The sequence below is a fragment of the Candidatus Competibacter denitrificans Run_A_D11 genome (genome assembly GCF_001051235.1).
GTDB lineage: Bacteria > Pseudomonadota > Gammaproteobacteria > Competibacterales > Competibacteraceae > Competibacter_A > Competibacter_A denitrificans.
Map to the genome: position 1 here is coordinate 63,011 of NZ_CBTJ020000111.1, position 18,781 is coordinate 81,791.

Below are 18,781 nucleotides of genomic sequence, written 5' to 3' on the forward strand. Positions count from 1 at the left end.
TCATGCAATTATTGCAATACAAATCCCAGGCGGTGGCCAAGCCTTATTTCATCGCCGCGATTGGCTTGTTCGTGGGGCAGATTCTGTTCGGTCTGATCATGGGCCTGCAATACGTGATCGGCGATTTCATGTTTCCGGCCATTCCGTTCAACATCGCCCGCATGGTGCACACCAACCTGTTGATCGTTTGGTTGCTGTTCGGCTTCATGGGCGCGGCCTATTACCTGGTGCCGGAAGAATCGGAAACCGAGCTACACAGCCCTTTGTTGGCGCATCTGATGTTCTGGATTTTTCTGATCGCCGGGGCGCTGACCATCGTTGGTTATCTCTCCGTGCCGTATGCGTCGCTGGCCGAGATGACCGGCAATAACCTGCTGGCGACGATGGGCCGCGAGTTTCTGGAGCAACCCTTACCCACCAAGCTCGGCATTGTCGTGGTGGCGCTGGCGTTTCTGTACAACATCGGCATGACGATTCTTAAAGGCCGTAAGACCGCCATCACCATCATCCTGTTGACCGGTCTGATCGGTCTGGCGGGGTTCTTCCTGTTTGCGTTCTACAACCCGTCCAACCTGGTGAAAGACAAGTATTTCTGGTGGTGGGTGGTGCATCTGTGGGTTGAGGGCGTGTGGGAACTCATCATGGGCGCGATTCTCGGTTTCGTGCTGATCAAGATTACCGGCGTGGATCGGGAAGTGATCGAGAAATGGCTGTACGTCATCATCACCCTGGCGCTGGTGACCGGGCTGGTCGGCACCGGCCACCATTATTACTGGATCGGTGCGCCAGGCTATTGGCAATGGTGGGGCGGCTTCTTCTCGGCATTGGAACCGTTGCCGTTCTTTGCGATGGTGGTGTTCTGCTTCAACATGGTCAACCGTCGCCGCCGCCAGCATCCCAACAAGGCTGCGACGCTGTGGGCGCTGGGTACGGCGGTGATGGCTTTCCTCGGCGCCGGTGTGTGGGGCTTTCTACACACGCTGGCCCCGGTCAACTACTACACCCACGGTACCCAGATCACCGCCGCGCACGGTCACATGGCCTTTTATGGCGCGTATGTGATGGTAGTGCTGACCATCATTTCTTACGCCATGCCGATTCTGCGGGGCCGCGAGGTGAACCCGGAGCGGGCGCAGGTGCTGGAAATGTGGGCGTTCTGGCTGATGACGGTTTCGATGGTGTTTATCACGCTGTTTTTGACCGCCGCCGGTATCCTGCAATCCTGGCTGCAACGAATCATTCCAAATCCGCAATCGTTTATGCAGGTGCAGGATCAGTTGCATATCTTTTACTGGCTGCGCGAACTGGCCGGGCTGGTGTTCCTGATCGGGCTGGGCGTGTATCTGTATAGCTTCTTTGCCAAAGACAAACCGCAGACGGTCGAGGTCAGCGAACCGGCTCCGACGGCCACAGTGGCCAGCCAACCCGCCACCACTTGATTTGCGGCCACGCCCCAGCGTCGCGGTTCTCCTTCGCGGCGCTGGTTTTTTTGATGGTGCTGTTTGGTCGCTAAACCCATGCCAAGCTCTGCCAAATCCCCAGCCGCTGCTGCCGTCCCTTACTACCAACCATTCGGGGATGAGTGCGCGATTTTCGAAGCGGCCTGGCGTAACCGCTTGCCGCTGTTGATCAAGGGGCCGACCGGCTGCGGCAAGACCCGCTTCATCGCCCACATGGCCGCGCAGCTGGGTTTGCCGCTGCATACCGTGGCCTGTCACGATGATCTATCCGCTGCTGATCTGGTCGGGCGGCACTTATTGCAGGGTGGCGCAACGGTCTGGTGCGATGGGCCGCTGACCCGTGCGGTGCGCGAGGGCGGTATCTGCTATCTGGATGAGGTGGTGGAAGCGCGCAAGGATACCACCGTGGTGCTGCATCCCCTGGCTGACGACCGGCGGGTATTGCCCATCGAGCGCACTGGCGAACTGTTAGCGGCGCCACCCGCTTTCATGCTGGTGGTGTCTTACAACCCCGGCTATCAGAACCTACTAAAAAGTCTGAAACCTTCGACCCGGCAACGCTTTCTGGCGCTGCGTTTCGATTTCCCCAGCCCGGAACGGGAACGGGCCATCGTCATCGGCGAAACCGGCTGCGATCCGGCTATTGCCAGCCAACTGGTCAAACTCGCCCATTCCTTCCGCGCCTTGAAGGACCACGATCTGGACGAGGTACCCAGCACCCGCCTGCTGGTTTATGCCGCCCAACTGATTCACGGCGGCATGGATCAAATCACCGCCTGCCGCGTGGCGCTGGTGGAGGCGCTGACCGACGACGAACCGACCGCCGCCGCGCTGCTCGAAGTGGTCAACGCCAGCTTTGTTGGATAAGACACCTTCATGACCTCCTTTCAGCGCAAGCGGATTTTTTATCAGGGCGGATTCTTTATCTTGTTCATATTCGCCCCGATTTTCGATCTGCTGCGCTTTGATCTGATCGCGGGCCATTTAATCGTGTTCGGGCAGCCGTGGACGCTAGGCCTGGACGACTATCTAGCCGGAAAAATTGATAACGCCCAGATGAGTCTCAATATTCTGTTGCGGGTCATCGTGCCGGCCTTGTTGGTGGCCGCGACAGTGCTGGGTGTGGCTTGGCGCTGGGGGCGTTTGTATTGTGGCTGGCTGTGCCCGCATTTTTCGGTGGTGGAAACCATCAACCAATTGGTGCGCAAAGCCAGCGGCAAGCAAAGCATTTGGGATAAAAAACCGGGGCCAGCCTGGCATCCCGACGGTACCCCGGCTCCCACCGACCGCCGCTATTGGCTGTTAAGCCTACCGTTCGCTCTGGCCTTTGCCTTCCTGTGGGCGGTGGCGCTGCTGACGTATCTGCTTCCCCCAGCGGAGGTCTACGGCAACTTGTTCAATGGCACGTTGACCCGTAATCAAGGATTATTCATCGGTGTCGGTACGGCGGCACTTTTTGCCGAATTCACCTTGGCCCGGCACTTGTTCTGCCGCTATGCCTGTGCGGTGGGAATGTTTCAAAGCCTGGCGTGGATGAGCAATCGTCGGGCGATGGTGGTGGGCTATCAACGCGAACGCGCCCGCGATTGCGCCAGTTGTCCGTCGTTTTGCGATCATGTCTGCCCGATGCGCCTCAAGCCACGCACCATCAAGCGGCTGATGTTCGCCTGTACCCAATGCGGCCAGTGCATCGACGCCTGTCACAGCGTGCAGCGTAACAATCCAAACGGTAGCCTGCTCACCTGGATCGACGGTCAGAAAGCGTTACAGGCGGATGGCTCACAAGGTTTGCTGGCGAGTGAATCCGCCGCTCAGAAATCCAGGGCAATCCCCCTGTGAATCAGATTGCTTTGGATGTACGCCTCTGCTGGTTTGCTGAAATCCGATGAGGCCATTGCTCTCTTTACCATCCAGAAGGACTTACAACATGTTCAAGAAACTTTTATTCCCAGCCATGATTTTGTCGGTGTCCCTGGCGCAAGTCTCTTTCGCAGAAGATCAATGCAAAGAAGATAAGGATTGCAAAAATGGCGAGGTGTGCATATTGGCTTTGACCCCGCCGGTCTGCAAGCCGCCCCAGGCGGCGGGCGCGCCGTGCAAGCGCGATGTCGTGTGCGTTTCCAAGAAATGCGATATTCCCACTGGCAAGGAGGCCGGCATTTGCAAGTAACAGCGGGCTTTTGAGTTTTTAAGATCGAGCACGCTTTGCCTGCTCAACGGGACGCCGGGGTTTTCAGCCCCGGCGTCCGTGATCCATCATGCTGACTGCATTGCGGCCAGCCCTGCCAGGGGCCGATTCACTTGGAAGAGCACGTCGGCGCACTGTGGCACCGCTTCATCACCCGCGCCGCGCAACAGCAGTATGCCGATGCGGCGGTTGCCCTGGCCGACATCGAGAAAACCGCTGGCCTGCTGTTTCGCGCCTTTGGCGGCGATCCTGGCTTGCGAGTGGCGGCAACCACCGCCCGGCGGCATGGCGCACGGCGTGGCTGGCTGGCGCGGATCGCCGGATCAGGCGAAAAAGCCGATTTTGCCAGCCGTGACGCAGAAACCTTGCAGTTGCCCGCCAGAATCGCGCTTTTCCCGTCGCGTGAATTGAATCGTGATCTCTATTTCTGGCTGATCGCCCTGGCGGCCACTCACGACGAGCTTGATCCTGATGCGCCCTGGTGGCAACAGAACCAGCAGGGAACGCTGATCGTTTTAGCAGACTATCCCGGCCTGCAAGTCCGCTACCGGCGGTTAGTCGCTGCCGCGCTGGCGTTGCGGATGGTGCCTGAACGGCTGCCAGCGGACGAAGCCGCGCAGGAAAACCTGTTGCGCCAGGCCCTGCATAAACCGGGCAGCGTACTGGAAATGCCCACCGCCCGGCGTCCGCCGCCACCGGTGCCGCTCTGGCTCTATCCAGTTCCCACTGTGGCCCCCGGACAAACGCCGCGTCGGGACAGCGAGGCGCACGCCGGGGCTGGTGCGCCGGCCGAACGCGACCGCCAGCGTCGTCGCGCCGAACGCAGCACGCTACCGGAACGGCAAAACAGCTTTCTGTCGCCGTTTCGCTCGGAAAGCCTGTTGTCCTGGGCCGAATACGTGCGGGTCAATCGCCCGACCGATGACGACCCGGCAGCGGATGCAGCCCGAACGGCGGATGAAATGGACGTTTTAAGCATCACCCAGGACAGTTCCACCACCGCTTCACGGGTGCGCTTCGATCTCGATTTGCCCTCCGCCAGCCACGACGATTTACCGTTAGGGCCAGGCATTCAATGGCCGGAATGGGATTACCGTAAACAGACCTTGCTGGCGGATTACTGTTGCGTACAGGAAATGTTGGCTCGCCATGCCGCGCCGTGTGAGCTACCGCTGAGTTTGCACCGCGACGCGCGCCGGTTACGGCGGCAATTTGAAATTTTACGCCCCAGTCGCGGCTGGCGACGCGCGCAACCGGATGGTGAGGAATTGGACTTGGATGCCTGCGTCCGCCATGCCGCCGATTGCGCGGGTCATGGCCAGCAGCACGAACAGGGCTGCTATCGGCAACTGGCCCGCCAGGAACGCGACCTGGCTTGTCTGCTGCTGGCCGATTTGTCGATGTCTACCGATGCCTGGGTCAACAACAAGGGCCGGGTCATTGAGGTGATCCGCGACAGCTTGTTTCTGTTTGCCGAAGCGCTGGCCGTCACCGGCGACCGCTTTGCTTTATACGGTTTTTCTTCGCGTAAGCGCCAGCATGTGCGCTTGCATCGCATCAAGACCTTCGGGGAACGCTACACCTCTTCGATTCGCGGCCGCATCAACGCCATCAAGCCGGGCTATTACACCCGCATGGGTGCCGCTGTGCGCCATGCGACGGCCCTGCTGGGGCAACAAATCGCCAGCCGTCGCCTGTTGTTGCTACTCACCGACGGTAAACCGAACGACCTGGATCATTACGAGGGGCGTTATGGGATCGAGGATACGCGAATGGCATTGTTGGAAGCCCGCCGCAAGGGGCTGCATCCATTTTGCGTGACCATTGATCAGGAGGCCGACGATTATCTGCCGTATTTGTTTGGTAAAGATGGCTTCGTGTTGATCCGCCATCCCGAAGATTTACCGCGTCAGTTGGTGCGGCTGTATAACCGCCTGACCGTTTAAGCCAGGCTGGTAGATTTTGGCCAGCTTTTTTAGCCCCCATAAAGCGAAACCGGCCGTCCCAAGAGATTAAATTTTAAGGTCTCTTGGTACGGTCGGTCATTACCAAACCCATAATTTTCATACCCCGTTTCGCTATCGTAAATACATCCTTGTAGTGCCGTGATAGGCTCTTGGAGGGATATCGCTATCCGATTATTGCCATAAGCACACCGAGCCTATTGAAAGGAACAGGTGAGGCTATCCGTTTCCATTCTCCCTTTACCTCACCCCGTCGTCTGATGCCTATCCCGGCACTATAGACTGAGCGAAAATCATGCCAATGGAGTGGATAAGTCTAAGTTTTATAAAACCTTATTAAAATCATGCTATAAATTTTTATGGGGGTATTTTTTCTGGTAAAAACCGTGTAACTAAAGCAGTAATTGTTTCAGAATGAAACGAAGCGAGCTTTAATGCTATTCATTTTGAAACATTTTAATAACTTTGCGTTTTAGTAGGTCAATATTTTCTATTGTTACATCCGTTCGTCATGCAGAACGCCACCATCAAGTGTCACTGTTTCAGGTCGTACTTGATCAAAACGTAACATTTGACCACCGTACTGCTTGATGAATTCCCTGGCATCTTCTTCTCTGGCAAATGATCCCAACGTTGGCCCCATCGAACCGGCGCGTCGGCTTCCCGTCACATAGAACGCGGTTTTAGCATCGATCCAATAGCCTTGCGGCCTGGTCCAGTCGGCCTTACCCATATCCTGCGTGTAGAGCGCTACTACCCGTTTTTTTTGTTCCGGCTCCAGGTAGATCGCAAACATTTCCATGGTGTCGCAGAAAAAATCCGGCTCACCCTGATCGTAATGAATCTGCGCCTTTGGCCCCGGATAATCCTGCAACAGCATTCCATCCAGTGAGCAAAAAGTCCCTGCGGTGATTTCCTGTGCGTTGGGTTTGATGTCCTCACCGCAACCCGCCAGCCCCAGGATACCGCTGATCAGCACCACAGACAGCGACCGGTGAGTCAGGCAAGTCAGGCGCCACGCGAGGCTTTCACGCTTCATTTGAACCTCCACACCGCTACGCCGAGTGGCGCGACAATCCACAACACCATCGCGCTGCCCAGCATCCAGGGACTCGCCAGCGCCGCCGGCAGCACGGTCGCCAATCCATATAAATCCCGCACTTCCTTGAAACCGAACACATTGAGAATGCGGAAAATATCGGCTGGATTCAGGTAGAGCAGAACGGGAAAGAAGCTCAGGCTAAAGCGCTTTTCAGCCAGAACGAGGAGACCGAGCAGCAGCAGGTCATAGACCAGCACCAGGAAAAACCACAGGCCGATAGCGACCCCGCTGGCGCGCATCCGGTCGCTGGCCATGACCGACACCAGAATGGCGATGCTCAGAAACGCCATCCCCAGCAACAGGGCGCTCAGCATGAAGCCGGCGTAGTGATAGAGCGCGGTCGCGCCGAGTTGATAGGACAGCAGCACACCGGCCAGGCCAAAGCCCGCCAGGGTGGAAAAGGACAACGCGCCCGCCAGCCCCAGAAATTTGCCGATCAGCAGTTCAAAGCGGGTGATCGGCAAGGACAGCAGCAGTTCCAGTGAGCCGCGCTCCCGCTCGCCGACGATGGCGTCATAGCCCAGAATCAGGGCAATCAGCGGCACCAGATAAATCACCAGGCTGACCAGACTGGCGATGGTGACATCCATGCCGCGAAAGCCGACTGCGCCCTGTTGGGCCGCGCCAAAATAGGCAATCACCAGCGCGAACACGGTAAAAATCACCGCCACCGCCAACACCCAGCGATTGCGGATGCGATCCCAGAATTCCTTGCCCGCGATCACGCTGATTGGTTTGAATTCGATAGCAATTTTTTTCATCAGGCGGCGTCGCTGTAGCCGAGAAAGACATCTTCCAGCGAGGGTTCCCGGATCTGCAAATCCACAACGGAATCCTCCAGATTTGTCAGCAGGTGCAAGAGCGCCATTTTGTGTTCACGCGGACAGCGGACGTGCGCCGTATCCTTATCAAGCTGCACGCTGGCTGCCGGTTGCCCGGCCAGCGCCCGCTGCAATGACTCACCCGCGCCGGGCGCTAGCGTCAGTTGGAAATCCAGCGGCAGATTGAGCGCTTCGCGCAATTCCGCCACCGTGCCCAACGCCTGCATCTTGCCGGTTTTCATCAAGGCCAGCCGGTCTACCCGCAATTGAATTTCGGCCAGAATGTGCGAAGACAGCAGCGCGGTCACGCCCTGTTCCCGTAACTCACGCAGCAGTTGGTAGAACTCACGGATGCCTTGCGGGTCGAGGCCGTTGGTCGGTTCGTCGAGAAACAGCAGACGCGGCGAGCCAAGCAGGGCTTGAGCGAAACCGAGCCGCTGGCGCATTCCTTTGGAATAGCCGCGCACCCGTCGCCGCGCCGCATCGGCCAATCCGACCTTCTCCAGCAAGGGCAGGCAGGACGCGAGGTCGGCGTTTTTCAGCCGGGCGAAAAACTGCATGATTTCCAGCCCGGACAGGTTGTCGTACAACGCCAGGCTTTCCGGCAGATAACCGATGCGGCGGCGCACCTCGCGGAAAGCGTCGCCGCGCACCGGCTGGCCGTCGATGCGAATGTCGCCCCGGGTCGGCGGTAACAAGCCCAGCATCATTTTGAATAGGGTGGTTTTACCTGCGCCGTTATGGCCGATGAGGCCGAACAGTTCACCGGTGCGCACCGTCAAATCCACCCCGTCCACCGCACGAGTCGGGCCGAAGTGTTTGACCGCGCCCTGGATTTCAATCGCGTTGTATGCCAAGCCAATCGCTCCAGTTGGGCCGAAAAGGGTGGATTCGCGGGTGCTTGTCCACCACGCTGGGTCCGCGCAACAGCGGGAATTGGCGGGCAATCAGTCGCAAGCTCTGCACCGCCGGGCTGTTCAGCAGCAGCTTGACCAGCGGGTATTTCCAGTTCAGCCGATCCACCACATCGTTGGCTTCATACCGGGTATCGCCCACGCCGTCGCCGTTGGCGTCCCAGCCGACGTAATTGCTCCAGTAATTGCCGCGCTCCTTGCCCCATTCCTCGCTGCGGGTGGCGACATAGCGAATCTGGTCACGGTTGTGGATGAAATCATTGCTGTCCACGTCGTTATGAATGGAACCAGCCCATAAATGGACACCAATGCGATTGCCCATCACCAGATTATTTTTTAGGGTGTTGTATTCGGCGTCGTAGATAAAAAAACCTTTGCTGTTGCCGACTACGATGTTGTTTTCCACCACTGAATCCTGAATGGTGCGCAACATGATACCGTGGTCGGAATTGTCCCAGGCGCGGTTATTGCGGACGATTTGCCGCCGCACTTCCATTAGCGCCAATCCACCACGATTTTTATAGGTGTCGTTGTCCTCCCAGATATTATCGTGGGAGTTCATGTAGTGGGTGCCATAGCGAACGTGATGCATTTTGTTAGCACGAAACAGCGAATTAAACGACACGTCTACATAAATGCCATCGCGGACAAAACTGACGTTGTTGCCAATAATCTTGGCCCGATAACAGTTGTAAAGTTGAATGCCGTTACCGCGCTGGGCTGAGGCTAAATCACGCTTGCCGGTAATCAGATTATTGGTGATTTCCAAATCGTTGGCCTTTTCCAGCCACAGCCCAAACAGGGTATAAGCGAAATCGTTGTTGCGAATGATGGCCCGATGCGATCCCGGTTCGACATAAATCCCGGCGTTCTGCTCGGTGAGATTGTCCCCGCTATCGCGGATGATGAAGCCGTCAGTCACCACATCGGGCGACTTGATGCGGATGACATCGCCCTGATTGTCGCCGCTGAGGGTGGGGCGGTTGACGCCTTGCAGCCGCAGCGGTTTGTCGATGAGCACATGGTCGATATAAGCGCCGCGCTCGACCTGCACCGTATCGCCCGCCGCCGCCGCTTGCACGGCGGCGCTGATCGATTCACCGGGATGAACGGTCCATTCCGCTGCGGCAGCGTAGAGCGTTGCCAAAAACAAGGCGATAGCTAACAGGCCCGGTAATCCGATCACCCTGCCCCGAAACGCCGATCTTCCATCCGATTGCGAGTCAGGAAAATCATTTTTTGAATCAATAACCGGACGCAGGCTGTCAACGAAAAACTGGTGATCAACAGATACAACAATGGCGCAATCAGCTACGTTCCAGCTATGCGGCGGCATCGCTCTTTCCAGACATCCAGACTAGGTTCGAGGCAGGTTGATCGGTAGAAATCGCAGGCGCACCTGCCCTTCAGCGACACTCAGGATGACGCCCTGGTTTAGCTCATCCGAATAGCGTTTCAAAATCCGCAAAAGCACCTCATGAACATGGTCAGGCCGCATGTTCCGCAGACGAAAAATCACCATACTGGGCAAACAATCGCCACTGGCGGCGACCAGATCACCGAAATTCCAGATCGTGGGTCAGCAAAATACGCCCTTCCTCCAGCGCTTTGTACAAAATGTCCGGGTCTGACAAGTGTTCCAGTCCCTGCTCCCGAAGATGGATAGCGTCATGACCCAGAGAATTCAAAAACGTGACCGTCCTGGGCGAGATGCCCATATCCGCCAGAAATTTCATGCGGACAGCAACGGTTCTGCTGGGTGGATGCTTTCTTCCGCCAGCCATGCCGCATAGTGCAGAGCCTGCCGAAGATCTTCTTCCTCAAGATCAGGATAATCCTTCAAAATCTCAGTGACACTCATGCCATTGGCGATTAAATTCACGACCAGGGCGACAGTAATTCGTAAGCCGCGAATACACGCACGACCACCCATTTGGTTCAGATCGAAGGTAATACGATCAAAGGTGAACATAGACCCATTCTCCTGTTTTGAGCCACCACATTAACAATCTTCTGCAACAAATCTCGATCTTCAGAAAGCTGTGGGGCTACCGTATCAAATGCCTTCAACTTTGCCCACTGGCCGCCGCTGTAGGAGTCGGCTCGGAAACGATGAGAATGAAATAACCCTTGGCGGAAATCGGCGTCAGCGGCAGGCCGGCTCGCTCGCGGCGCTTGCGTTCCTTGGACAGGGGCGGACAGGCGTGGGTGTCGTAATACAGCACCATGCAGTCCAGGCAGAGCAGGCATTCTCGCTGGTCGATGCGGCCTTGCGCGTCAATCGCCAGCGAACCACAACCCGCCGCACAGGCTTTGCAGGTTTGGCATTCGGTTTTGCGCTTCAAGCCGAACAGGCGGAACTGCGAGGGAATCGCCAGCCCCGCGCCGAGCGGACAGAGGTATTTGCAAAACGGCCGCTCGGTCAACATTGACGCGCCAAACAGCACCAGCCAGAACAGCACGAATGGCCACGAGCGATTCAGCACGCCGACCAAAAAGGTGGTTTTGAACGGCTCGATTTCCGCCATCTTTTCCGCCAGTCCCATCGAATAGAACGACACCAGCAGCAACACGACGAATACGCCGTATTTAAGCCATTTCAGTTTGTCGTGCAGCGGTTTGGGCAGAAAGAACTGAAAGCGTTTGAAACCCGAAGCACGGGTGATCTTGTAGGCCAGTTCAGTCAATGAGCCGTAAGGACACAACCAGCCGCAGAACAAGCCCCGTCCCCAAATTAGCGTGGTGATGATGATGAACCACCAGAAAATAAAGATCAGCGGATCGGACAGAAACAACTCCCATTTCCATTGGAAAATGATCGAGTGAAACCAGGTCAGCACATGGGTGATGCTCGGTTGGGCCATGGCGTAATAGCCCACGAACAGCACACTCACCGTCCAAAAGAAATACTTGGGATACGCCACCCAGCGCTTGTCTTTATGAGTCGAGCGGCGGGTTAAATCATCACGCCGGACATGCGCCACAGTCACGCCGATCAATAGCAGCACGAATAGGAGAATTTCCAGCCATTTGGCTTTCCACACTTTTAACCAGGTCGGGTCTGGTTTTACCAATTTGGGATGGCCGCCTTGCAGATAGCGCGGGGCCAGCCAGTATTCCCGGTCGAAATTGATGAAGGTCTTGGCGCCGGTTTCCTTATCCTGTTTATTGGCCAGAAACACCAGGCTCCACGGATAGGCAGCGCTGAAACTCGGACTGCGAATGATGAAGATGCCGGATTCGCGGAAACGCGGCGCACCGGCGGCGCTAATCCCGTACAAATTCAGATAATCGGTATCGCGGAAGGTGAAGGTATCCATTTCCTGCGAAACCTGAATCCGGTCATAAATGCCGCCGCGCACGAAACCAGAACCTTTGAAGGAACTGCTGCCGTTGGCGATAATAAAAATCGCATGTTCGCCGGGTTTGAGATCGGCCATAAGCCGCTGATAGTTGCGCTCACCGAGAACATTAGGCCCGACATTCGGCGCATTGAGATAGCCGAAATACAAATCGATATACGGTTCCTTACCCTCGCCCAATTCCAGATCCTTCGGCATCACCCGCAAATGCTGAACACTGCCTTCCTTGAGCAAGGCATCCCAATTCAATTTTTCCTGAATAGTGGTGAATTGCGCCTGCGGTTTGGGAATGGGTTGAACAATGCCGGTTTGCTTGGCGATTTCGTAGGCGCTACGCATGACGACTTGATTTTGAGCAATGACTGTCACGGTCGCGCCGGTAATGGCGTCAATGCCGACGAAGCCTTCACCGCTGCGGGCTTTACCAATTTCCACCTTATCCCAGGCGAAACGCCCGACGAATTGCTTAATAAATTTGGTCAATTCCGATTCGGGAATACCGACCAATAAAATCGGTTCGCTGTGTTTAAGAATCTTCACCCCGATGATTTTACCCGCTGCATCCATCCCCAATAGCGTGACCACTGGCTTGCCGGAATAGGCCGGAATATCCACGATGTCGGTGGACAGAAAGACGTAGCCGATCAATTGCCGGTTGTGGTACGCCTCGACATAGGCCGGTTTACCTTTGCGGGTTGAAAAGCTGTCGGCCTCCGGCATGATGTCCTTGCAGGGCGCATAAGCGCATAAATCGGGGTCAGTCGATAATTGCGCTGGCAGCGGTGCTTCGTAGGATGAGGCGGCGGCAAGGAGCGGGAACAGCAGCAGCACCAAGAAAATGAAGCCGATGGCAGGCGTTCTATGCGCTTTAGGATAAGGCAATACCGAGTGGACGTTCATGAAAGGCGGCTTAACAGCGGCGGGACGGGGATTGCCCATCCCGCGCCTAATGAAAAGAATTAAGCTTCAACAAACATGGTGCTACGCATTTCCAAATGCAGCGCATGGCAGAAATGGCTGCAATAACACCAATACACACCCGGCTTGTCAGCAATAAAGGTCACCGAGGCTGTTTGCTGGGGATTGACAATGAAATTAATATCGTATTTGGGAATGGCGAAGCCGTGAGTCAAATCCTCAACCTTATCGTGATTGGTCAGGATGATGGTGACTTCATCGCCTTTCTTGACCTTGAAATTGGTCATGCTGTATTGCGGCGCAACCGAGGCCAGATAGACTGTGACTTTATTCCCGTTGCGTTCCACTTTGCTGTCAGTAAAGTTCTTTACCGCATTCGGGAACTCATCCATGCTGTAAATCTGCTTGGTTTTGACCAAATCGCGGCGGACGATGATGGCATCGTGCGGTTCAGGATAAGCGGTGTGGTCATGAATCAGCTTCATCTTGTCGCCGCTAATGTCGATTAACTGCTCGGTTTCGACGTGCAGCGGCCCCACCGGCAAAAAGCGATCCTTGGAGAATTTATTGCCGGAGTTGAAGAATTTGCCGTCAGCTTCTTTGGTTTCACCCATTGAGCTATAGCCGTGGCCGGGCTGGTAATGCACATCAACCCGATCCAGTACTGGCTGGATTTTCTTATCACCTTTGAATTGTGCAATAGCCTTGTCGATATTCCATTTTACGATTTGGCTGTCGAGAAATAGCGTGGTATAGGCGTTGCCTTTATCATCGAACGCGGTATGCAGCGGGCCGAGACCGATTTCCGGTTCCGCCACCACAGTATCGCGGGCTTCTTTCAATTCACCCGCAAACCATTTATGCACCAGCGCGGTTTCAGTCACACTGGCGGTCGGCGATAGTTTGCCGGATGAGATAAAGTATTTGCCGTCGGGGGTGATATTGACGCCGTGCGGGTTTTTCGGCACCGGCACATAACACACCAGCGCGGTTTTTGGGTCGGGGTTGGCGTCTTTGGTGCCATCAACCACCGGCACTTTGGAATCGCCGATAGTGATAAATTTCCCCGCTTTAATCGCCGCTTCGATGCGCTCGATATTGAAAAACACCACCGCGTCGCGCTCGGCGGACATCATGTCGGTGTAAATCGCGCCACCTTCGGTGTTGTACTGATTGGCCGCCGCCAGCTTGCCGTCGTAAGAGGTAGCGACCAAATCCATGTTGCCGGTCACTTTGCACTGCCAGCGGACTTCCATGCTGTCGGCATCCACGCAGCTAAACAGGCAGGCCCATTTCTTGGAATCGTCCATATCCCGGCCATCGTTGGGCAGCGGTACATGGAACTCGCCGCCGCAGAACACGCGGGTGGTACGGTTGATTTTAGGATCGACCGGATCGCGTTTGTCGGGGAACAGCCCATGAAAGCCCTGCATGTTGGGCAACTCAGTAATCTTGTCGCATTCCATATAGTCCATGCGGATGCGCGCCAGCCGCCCATGAATCTTGTCGTTTACCCAAAGGTATCTGCTGTCATAGGTGCCGTCGGTGTAAGAACCATGAACATGGTGGGTATCGCCGGTGATGTATTTAAGCGAGCCGTCCGGCTTGGTGCCGATGACTTTCTTGGATTCGTTGGTGATGCCCCAGCCGACCATCGGGTCGATGTTGAACACTGGAATCCGCTTGATGGTGCGCCCGGACGGCAGGCCGTAAATCCGCACTTCACCGGAATGGCCGCCGCTGGAGAAGATGTAGTAATCGTCCAGTTGGCCCGGCGGGACTTCAAATTTATCCGCTTCCCTTTCACCTTCTTCTTCCTTTTCCGCCTTGGCCTCGCCGGAACCGAGTGCGGCCAAACCGGTCGCCAAGCCCGCGCCAGTGAGGCCGGTCAGCGCTGCCGCGCCCAGAAATTTACGGCGACTGGTGCTTTCCGGGGTTTCGTCAGCGGGGTATGAGGAGTGTTCGTTGTCGTTCATGGGGGGATCTCCGTGAGGGGGTTTGCGATGATTACCAGCGTTTGGCTTCAACCAAACTGGCCGTCCACTCTCGGTTTAACGAGCATGGGTAAATAGCTGATGAGAAAGATTAAAAATGCGATAATCCACAGCAGTTGCGAAATCGCCACCCACATCGGGTAAACGCTGCTGGTCAGCAACGGCACGATGACCCTGAACATCGCACCCGCTATCAGGAGGAATAAAGCAACCGGTACGGTTTTAGGTGGCTGCTGAATGTTCCGACCGGTATGCCCCAGCGTCACCCGCGCCATCATGCTGAGGATGATGAGGCCGATACCGCCGACGCTAAACGCATGAAGCACCACCAGCGGCGGCAGCTTCAGCACCGGCGTTAACGCCATCAGCAAAAAGCCGAAATTGATGGCGGCGAAGGCAATAAACAGACTCCACAGCAGCGGTTTTTTCCAAATGCCGGGCGTATACCAGCCCGCCAGCCGGATAGAATTGCTGATCAGCAGACCCAGCGCCAGCAACGCAACCAGCCATTCCTTGCCGATGCCCACTTCCGCAATCAGGAACAGGCCGTAGAGAACAATGATCGCTTGATCCAGGCGCTGGGAATTTTTGACTTTTATCGGATAGCCGACGCCCGCTTCGATAAAAAACGGAATCACCCGGCGGCCCATAAAAAGAATCAGCCCAATGACCAGAAACAGTCCGCCGCGCAGACTGACGAAGACACCGCCCTCAATAATTCCCGCCGCACCGAGATAAAACAGGGCATTTCCCAGCAGCAATAAAACCAAAATAGCCAGAATGCCCGCTTGCTTCCATTGCTTGACCTGGTTAATCGGCTGGAAGATGGCAGCGGTCAGGCCGACCATAAACAGCAGGTCAAAAAACCCGGCAATGAAAATCAAAGACGTTCCGAATAAAAGCAACAGGCGCGGAATCACCCACAACGCAAACAAAGCCATCAATCCAGCGCCGTGCAGGGTTTGAACACCCGTCCAGTTTTTAACGGCAGTCAGCAGAAAACCGGCAATGACAGCAACCGCAAAGCCGTAAATCATTTCATGGGCGTGCCATTGAAAAATCGAAATACCGGTGACGGCAAGCGGCCAATGATGGATATAAACCCCCATCCACAGCAGCATGGACACCACAGAAAAAATTGCCGCGCCGAGAAAAAACGGGCGGAATCCCAGATTCCAGATTGCCGCTTGTGGGTTAATGGCTAGTACCCTCAGAACGAGTGATTTTGTTGTAGACGTTGTATTTGCCGACCGGCTTGCGCATCGGCAACCGTTTGACTTCCTTCAGGGTGGCAGCGTCGTACACCACCAGCGCGCCATCGTTTTCCCAGATCGACACCAGCGCGTATTTGCCATCGCGGGTAAATTCGGTATGGGCAGCGGTCTTGCCCGGCTCCGGACGTAATGTTTTGACAATTTCCAGCGTGTTCTTATCCAGTAATTGCATCGTATCCTTGTCCTTGCTCATCATCGCGTCCACCCACGCATAGGGCGTATTTTCGTGGCTGCGCATGAAGAAGGCTGGGCCAGCGGTCTTGATGTCCTTGATGATTTTCCAATCTTTCATGTCGATGACGCTGACGGTGCCTTCCTTAAGGTTCGGCGTCGCCATCACCGGACGGCCCAGATAGCTCCAGGAAATGCCGGAACCGAGATGCGGCAAGCCAGTCAGCGGCAAGTCAGCGACTTTGCGCCGGATGTCGAGATTGACCACCTGACCGCCGGGCGCGGGCTTATCGCTGCCGTCAGCGGGTCGGGCCGCACCCAGCACATAGGCGTAATCCTGACTGAAGAAGAAATCGTCCAAAATGGCGTCCAGCTTGGTTACGCGCGGTGTCCACTGGCCGGGGGCGGCAATGGCTTCACCCATCTTGTAGTCGTGGACGTAGCCCTTGAATACCGGCTCGGCCTTGGGGTCATAGCTCAACTCCCACAGTTCGGGAATATCCTTGAGCGCGGCGACGAAGCTTTTGCGCGGCGCGGCGTCGTACACCGCCGACACCCGCGAACCCTTGCCCGCTTCATTCACCACCGGAATGACGCGCTCCAGACTCAAATCCGCCGCCTTTAGTAAAACGAGGGTCTGCGGTAAATAGTTGGCCACCATCACCCATTGGCCATCGCCAGATACCGCGATATTGCGGGTATTGATACCGGCGCGAATTTCGGCGACGACTTTCAGGTTGTAAATGTCGAACTTGCTGATCCAGCCATCGCGCGAGGCGAAAAACACGTAGCGGCCGTCCGGGGTGAATTTCGGCCCACCGTGCAGGGCAAAGCGGCTGGGAAAGCGGTGAATCGGCTCGAATTTATCGCCATCCAGAATGGTGACGTGATGGTCACCCGCTTCCACCACCACGAACAGATTGAGCGGGTCGGCACTGAACACCGGCTTATCGGGCAGGCTGCCGGGTTTGACCGGCTCGTAGCGCGAAGCGCGGATTTCGGCCTCACCCCATTGCGGCGTCACGGCGGGCGGGGTGTAGATGAAATCAGCCAGCGCCTGAAGTTCTTCCGGCTTGAGCTTGTCCTTGAAGCCCTGCATTTGGGTGGCTTCACGCCCGGCGGTGATGACGGTGAGCGCTTCAGCTTTCTTCAGCCGCTCCAGATTTTGCGGCAGCAAGGCTGGCCCCAGGCCGCCCAAGCGGTCTACGCCGTGACAGGCGATGCAGTGTTGTTGGAAGAGTGGCGCGGGATCGGGCGCGGCGTGTGCCGTCCCAGCCAAGCCCAGCAAGGCCGCAAATAGGAACCGTTTTTTCATGAAGCGACCCTCCGGCGCGGCGTGTGATAAGGCGTGACGGTTAGGCGTTCCGCACCCGCCGCGACGCCAATTTCCTCGTCATTGAGATAACAGGCCGGGTCTTCGGCCCACGGGTCGCCGGTGAGTTGCTGGGCGCGGACGCGGGTATTGCCACCGCAAATATCGAAATAGGCGCACTGGCTACAGCGGCCTTTGATGGTGCGCGGCTTGGCTTTCAATCCGGCCATCAGCGGGTCGGAGACATCTGGCCAGATGTGCGAAAACGGCCGCTCGCGGACATTGCCCAGCGGGTAATGCCACCACATGGTGTCGGGATGGACGTTGCCCAGATTGTCGATATTGGCGACATTCACCCCGGAGGCATTGCCGCCCCATTGCGCGAGTTTGGCGCGGAGGTGATGTTCCAAATGCGGGAAATGGCGGCGCACCCAAAATAGCAGATACACGCCGTCGGCGTCGTTATTGCCGGTGACGAACTCCCGCGATTCACCCGCCTGCACCGAGCGCCAGCAGGTATCAAACAATACATCCATCGCCTGCCGGGTGGTGCGATGGTGGGCATCGTCCTTGCGGTTGCGGTTGCCGCGTCCGGCGTAATTGAGATGAGAAAAATAGAACTTGTCGATCTGCTCGGTTTCCAGCAAGTCCAGCAAACGCGGCAAATCGTGGGCGTTGTCCTCGGTCATGGTGTAGCGAATCCCGACCTTGACCCCGCGTTCCCGACACAGCCGGATGCCGTTGAGCGAGGCGGCAAAGGCGCCGGTTTGGCGGCGAAAGCGGTCATGGGTTTCAGCGATACCGTCCAGACTGACGCCGACATAATCGAAGCCGACTTCGGCAATGCGGTCGATGTTGGTCGAGTCGATCAACGTGCCGTTGCTGGACAACGCGACGTAAAAGCCCATTGCCTTGGCCCGCTGGGCGATGGGGTAAATATCCGGTCGTAACAGCGGCTCGCCGCCGGACAGAATCAGCACCGGTACCCGGAAGGCTTTTAGATCGTCCATGACGGTAAAGACTTCCTCGGTGCTCAGCTCACCGGGGAAATCGGTATCGGCGGAAATCGAATAGCAATGCTTGCAGGCCAGATTGCAGCGCCGCACCAGATTCCAAATCACCACCGGGCCGGGCGGGTTGCGCTTGGGCAGTAGCGGCGTCGGCTGGGCGATTTCCTGCATAAACTGGGTAATGCGGAACATGGTGGCTTCCTTCAGCGATGGTGCTCTGGCGGTGACCACTGACCATTGCCGATCATATCTTTCTGTATTACGATTTGTATTCTGATGATACCAAAGGGG

The 18,781-nt window shown here is 56.4% G+C and carries 16 protein-coding genes; 5 read left to right on the plus strand and 11 right to left on the minus strand.

Annotated features, from left to right (window positions below):
• Positions 1 to 11: 11 nt before the first annotated feature.
• The 5 genes from BN873_RS17385 (at position 12) to BN873_RS17405 (ending at position 5,594) form a co-directional block, all read left to right on the plus strand.
• The gene (locus BN873_RS17385; RefSeq protein ID WP_048676802.1) at positions 12 to 1,439 is read left to right on the plus strand and encodes a cbb3-type cytochrome c oxidase subunit I; all 1,428 of its coding nucleotides are present in this window, start codon (positions 12 to 14) and stop codon (positions 1,437 to 1,439) included.
• Positions 1,440 to 1,517: 78 nt separating this feature from the next.
• Positions 1,518 to 2,327 (plus strand): CbbQ/NirQ/NorQ/GpvN family protein, encoded by an 810-nt coding sequence (locus BN873_RS17390; protein WP_048676706.1) that lies wholly within the window; start codon positions 1,518 to 1,520, stop codon positions 2,325 to 2,327.
• A 9-nt stretch (positions 2,328 to 2,336) separates the two neighbouring features.
• Entirely contained in the window at positions 2,337 to 3,299 is a 963-nt protein-coding gene (locus tag BN873_RS17395) for a 4Fe-4S binding protein (protein WP_053085439.1), read from the plus strand.
• Between the two features lie 88 nt (positions 3,300 to 3,387).
• Complete coding sequence (locus BN873_RS17400; protein WP_048676708.1) at positions 3,388 to 3,630, plus strand: dickkopf-related protein; 243 nt, start codon at positions 3,388 to 3,390, stop codon at positions 3,628 to 3,630.
• A 131-nt stretch (positions 3,631 to 3,761) separates the two neighbouring features.
• Positions 3,762 to 5,594, plus strand: a complete 1,833-nt coding sequence (locus BN873_RS17405) for a nitric oxide reductase activation protein NorD (RefSeq protein WP_048676710.1) — start codon at positions 3,762 to 3,764, stop codon at positions 5,592 to 5,594.
• Positions 5,595 to 6,108: 514 nt separating this feature from the next.
• Here BN873_RS17405 and BN873_RS17410 read toward each other — a convergent pair.
• The 11 genes from BN873_RS17410 to nirJ form a co-directional block, all read right to left on the minus strand.
• Entirely contained in the window at positions 6,109 to 6,651 is a 543-nt protein-coding gene (locus tag BN873_RS17410; RefSeq protein ID WP_053085440.1) for a nitrous oxide reductase accessory protein NosL, read from the minus strand.
• Complete coding sequence (locus BN873_RS17415) at positions 6,648 to 7,460, minus strand: ABC transporter permease (protein WP_048676809.1); 813 nt, start codon at positions 7,458 to 7,460, stop codon at positions 6,648 to 6,650. The genes BN873_RS17410 and BN873_RS17415 overlap by 4 nt, the downstream gene beginning before the upstream one ends.
• A 14-nt stretch (positions 7,461 to 7,474) precedes the next feature.
• Complete coding sequence (locus BN873_RS17420; protein ID WP_242434464.1) at positions 7,475 to 8,392, minus strand: ABC transporter ATP-binding protein; 918 nt, start codon at positions 8,390 to 8,392, stop codon at positions 7,475 to 7,477.
• A complete protein-coding gene (locus BN873_RS17425; protein ID WP_374727175.1) occupies positions 8,373 to 9,632 on the minus strand; it encodes a nitrous oxide reductase family maturation protein NosD in 1,260 nt (419 codons plus the stop codon). The genes BN873_RS17420 and BN873_RS17425 overlap by 20 nt, the downstream gene beginning before the upstream one ends.
• A gap of 373 nt (positions 9,633 to 10,005) precedes the next feature.
• On the minus strand, positions 10,006 to 10,185 hold the full coding sequence (locus tag BN873_RS21075) for a DUF5615 family PIN-like protein (protein ID WP_242434465.1): 180 nt from the start codon (positions 10,183 to 10,185) through the stop codon (positions 10,006 to 10,008).
• Complete coding sequence (locus BN873_RS17435) at positions 10,182 to 10,421, minus strand: DUF433 domain-containing protein (RefSeq protein WP_048676712.1); 240 nt, start codon at positions 10,419 to 10,421, stop codon at positions 10,182 to 10,184. The genes BN873_RS21075 and BN873_RS17435 overlap by 4 nt, the downstream gene beginning before the upstream one ends.
• A 94-nt stretch (positions 10,422 to 10,515) precedes the next feature.
• The gene (locus tag BN873_RS17440) at positions 10,516 to 12,711 is read right to left on the minus strand and encodes a 4Fe-4S binding protein (RefSeq protein ID WP_048676815.1); all 2,196 of its coding nucleotides are present in this window, start codon (positions 12,709 to 12,711) and stop codon (positions 10,516 to 10,518) included.
• A gap of 59 nt (positions 12,712 to 12,770) precedes the next feature.
• Positions 12,771 to 14,705 carry a TAT-dependent nitrous-oxide reductase gene (gene nosZ, locus BN873_RS17445; RefSeq protein ID WP_048676714.1) on the minus strand — a complete coding sequence of 645 codons (1,935 nt, stop codon included), beginning with the start codon at positions 14,703 to 14,705 and terminating at the stop codon, positions 12,771 to 12,773.
• A gap of 47 nt (positions 14,706 to 14,752) precedes the next feature.
• On the minus strand, positions 14,753 to 15,937 hold the full coding sequence (locus tag BN873_RS17450) for an NnrS family protein (protein ID WP_071244436.1): 1,185 nt from the start codon (positions 15,935 to 15,937) through the stop codon (positions 14,753 to 14,755).
• On the minus strand, positions 15,918 to 17,483 hold the full coding sequence (locus tag BN873_RS17455; protein WP_048676718.1) for a nitrite reductase: 1,566 nt from the start codon (positions 17,481 to 17,483) through the stop codon (positions 15,918 to 15,920). The genes BN873_RS17450 and BN873_RS17455 overlap by 20 nt, the downstream gene beginning before the upstream one ends.
• Positions 17,480 to 18,682 carry a heme d1 biosynthesis radical SAM protein NirJ gene (gene nirJ / locus BN873_RS17460; protein ID WP_048676816.1) on the minus strand — a complete coding sequence of 401 codons (1,203 nt, stop codon included), beginning with the start codon at positions 18,680 to 18,682 and terminating at the stop codon, positions 17,480 to 17,482. Before nirJ ends, BN873_RS17455 begins: the two co-directional genes overlap by 4 nt.
• Positions 18,683 to 18,781: the final 99 nt, after the last annotated feature.

Excerpts from the sequence above, each read along its gene's own strand:
- BN873_RS17390 (WP_048676706.1), top strand. The coding sequence starts at position 1,518 with ATGCCAAGCTCTGCCAAATCCCCAGCCGCTGCTGCCGTCCCTTACTAC.
- BN873_RS17395 (WP_053085439.1), top strand. The coding sequence starts at position 2,337 with ATGACCTCCTTTCAGCGCAAGCGGATTTTTTATCAGGGCGGATTCTTT.
- BN873_RS17400 (WP_048676708.1), top strand. The coding sequence starts at position 3,388 with ATGTTCAAGAAACTTTTATTCCCAGCCATGATTTTGTCGGTGTCCCTG.
- BN873_RS17410 (WP_053085440.1), bottom strand. The coding sequence starts at position 6,651 with ATGAAGCGTGAAAGCCTCGCGTGGCGCCTGACTTGCCTGACTCACCGG.
- BN873_RS21075 (WP_242434465.1), bottom strand. The coding sequence starts at position 10,185 with ATGAAATTTCTGGCGGATATGGGCATCTCGCCCAGGACGGTCACGTTT.
- BN873_RS17435 (WP_048676712.1), bottom strand. The coding sequence starts at position 10,421 with ATGTTCACCTTTGATCGTATTACCTTCGATCTGAACCAAATGGGTGGT.
- BN873_RS17440 (WP_048676815.1), bottom strand. The coding sequence starts at position 12,711 with ATGAACGTCCACTCGGTATTGCCTTATCCTAAAGCGCATAGAACGCCT.
- nosZ (WP_048676714.1), bottom strand. The coding sequence starts at position 14,705 with ATGAACGACAACGAACACTCCTCATACCCCGCTGACGAAACCCCGGAA.
- BN873_RS17455 (WP_048676718.1), bottom strand. The coding sequence starts at position 17,483 with ATGAAAAAACGGTTCCTATTTGCGGCCTTGCTGGGCTTGGCTGGGACG.
- nirJ (WP_048676816.1), bottom strand. The coding sequence starts at position 18,682 with ATGTTCCGCATTACCCAGTTTATGCAGGAAATCGCCCAGCCGACGCCG.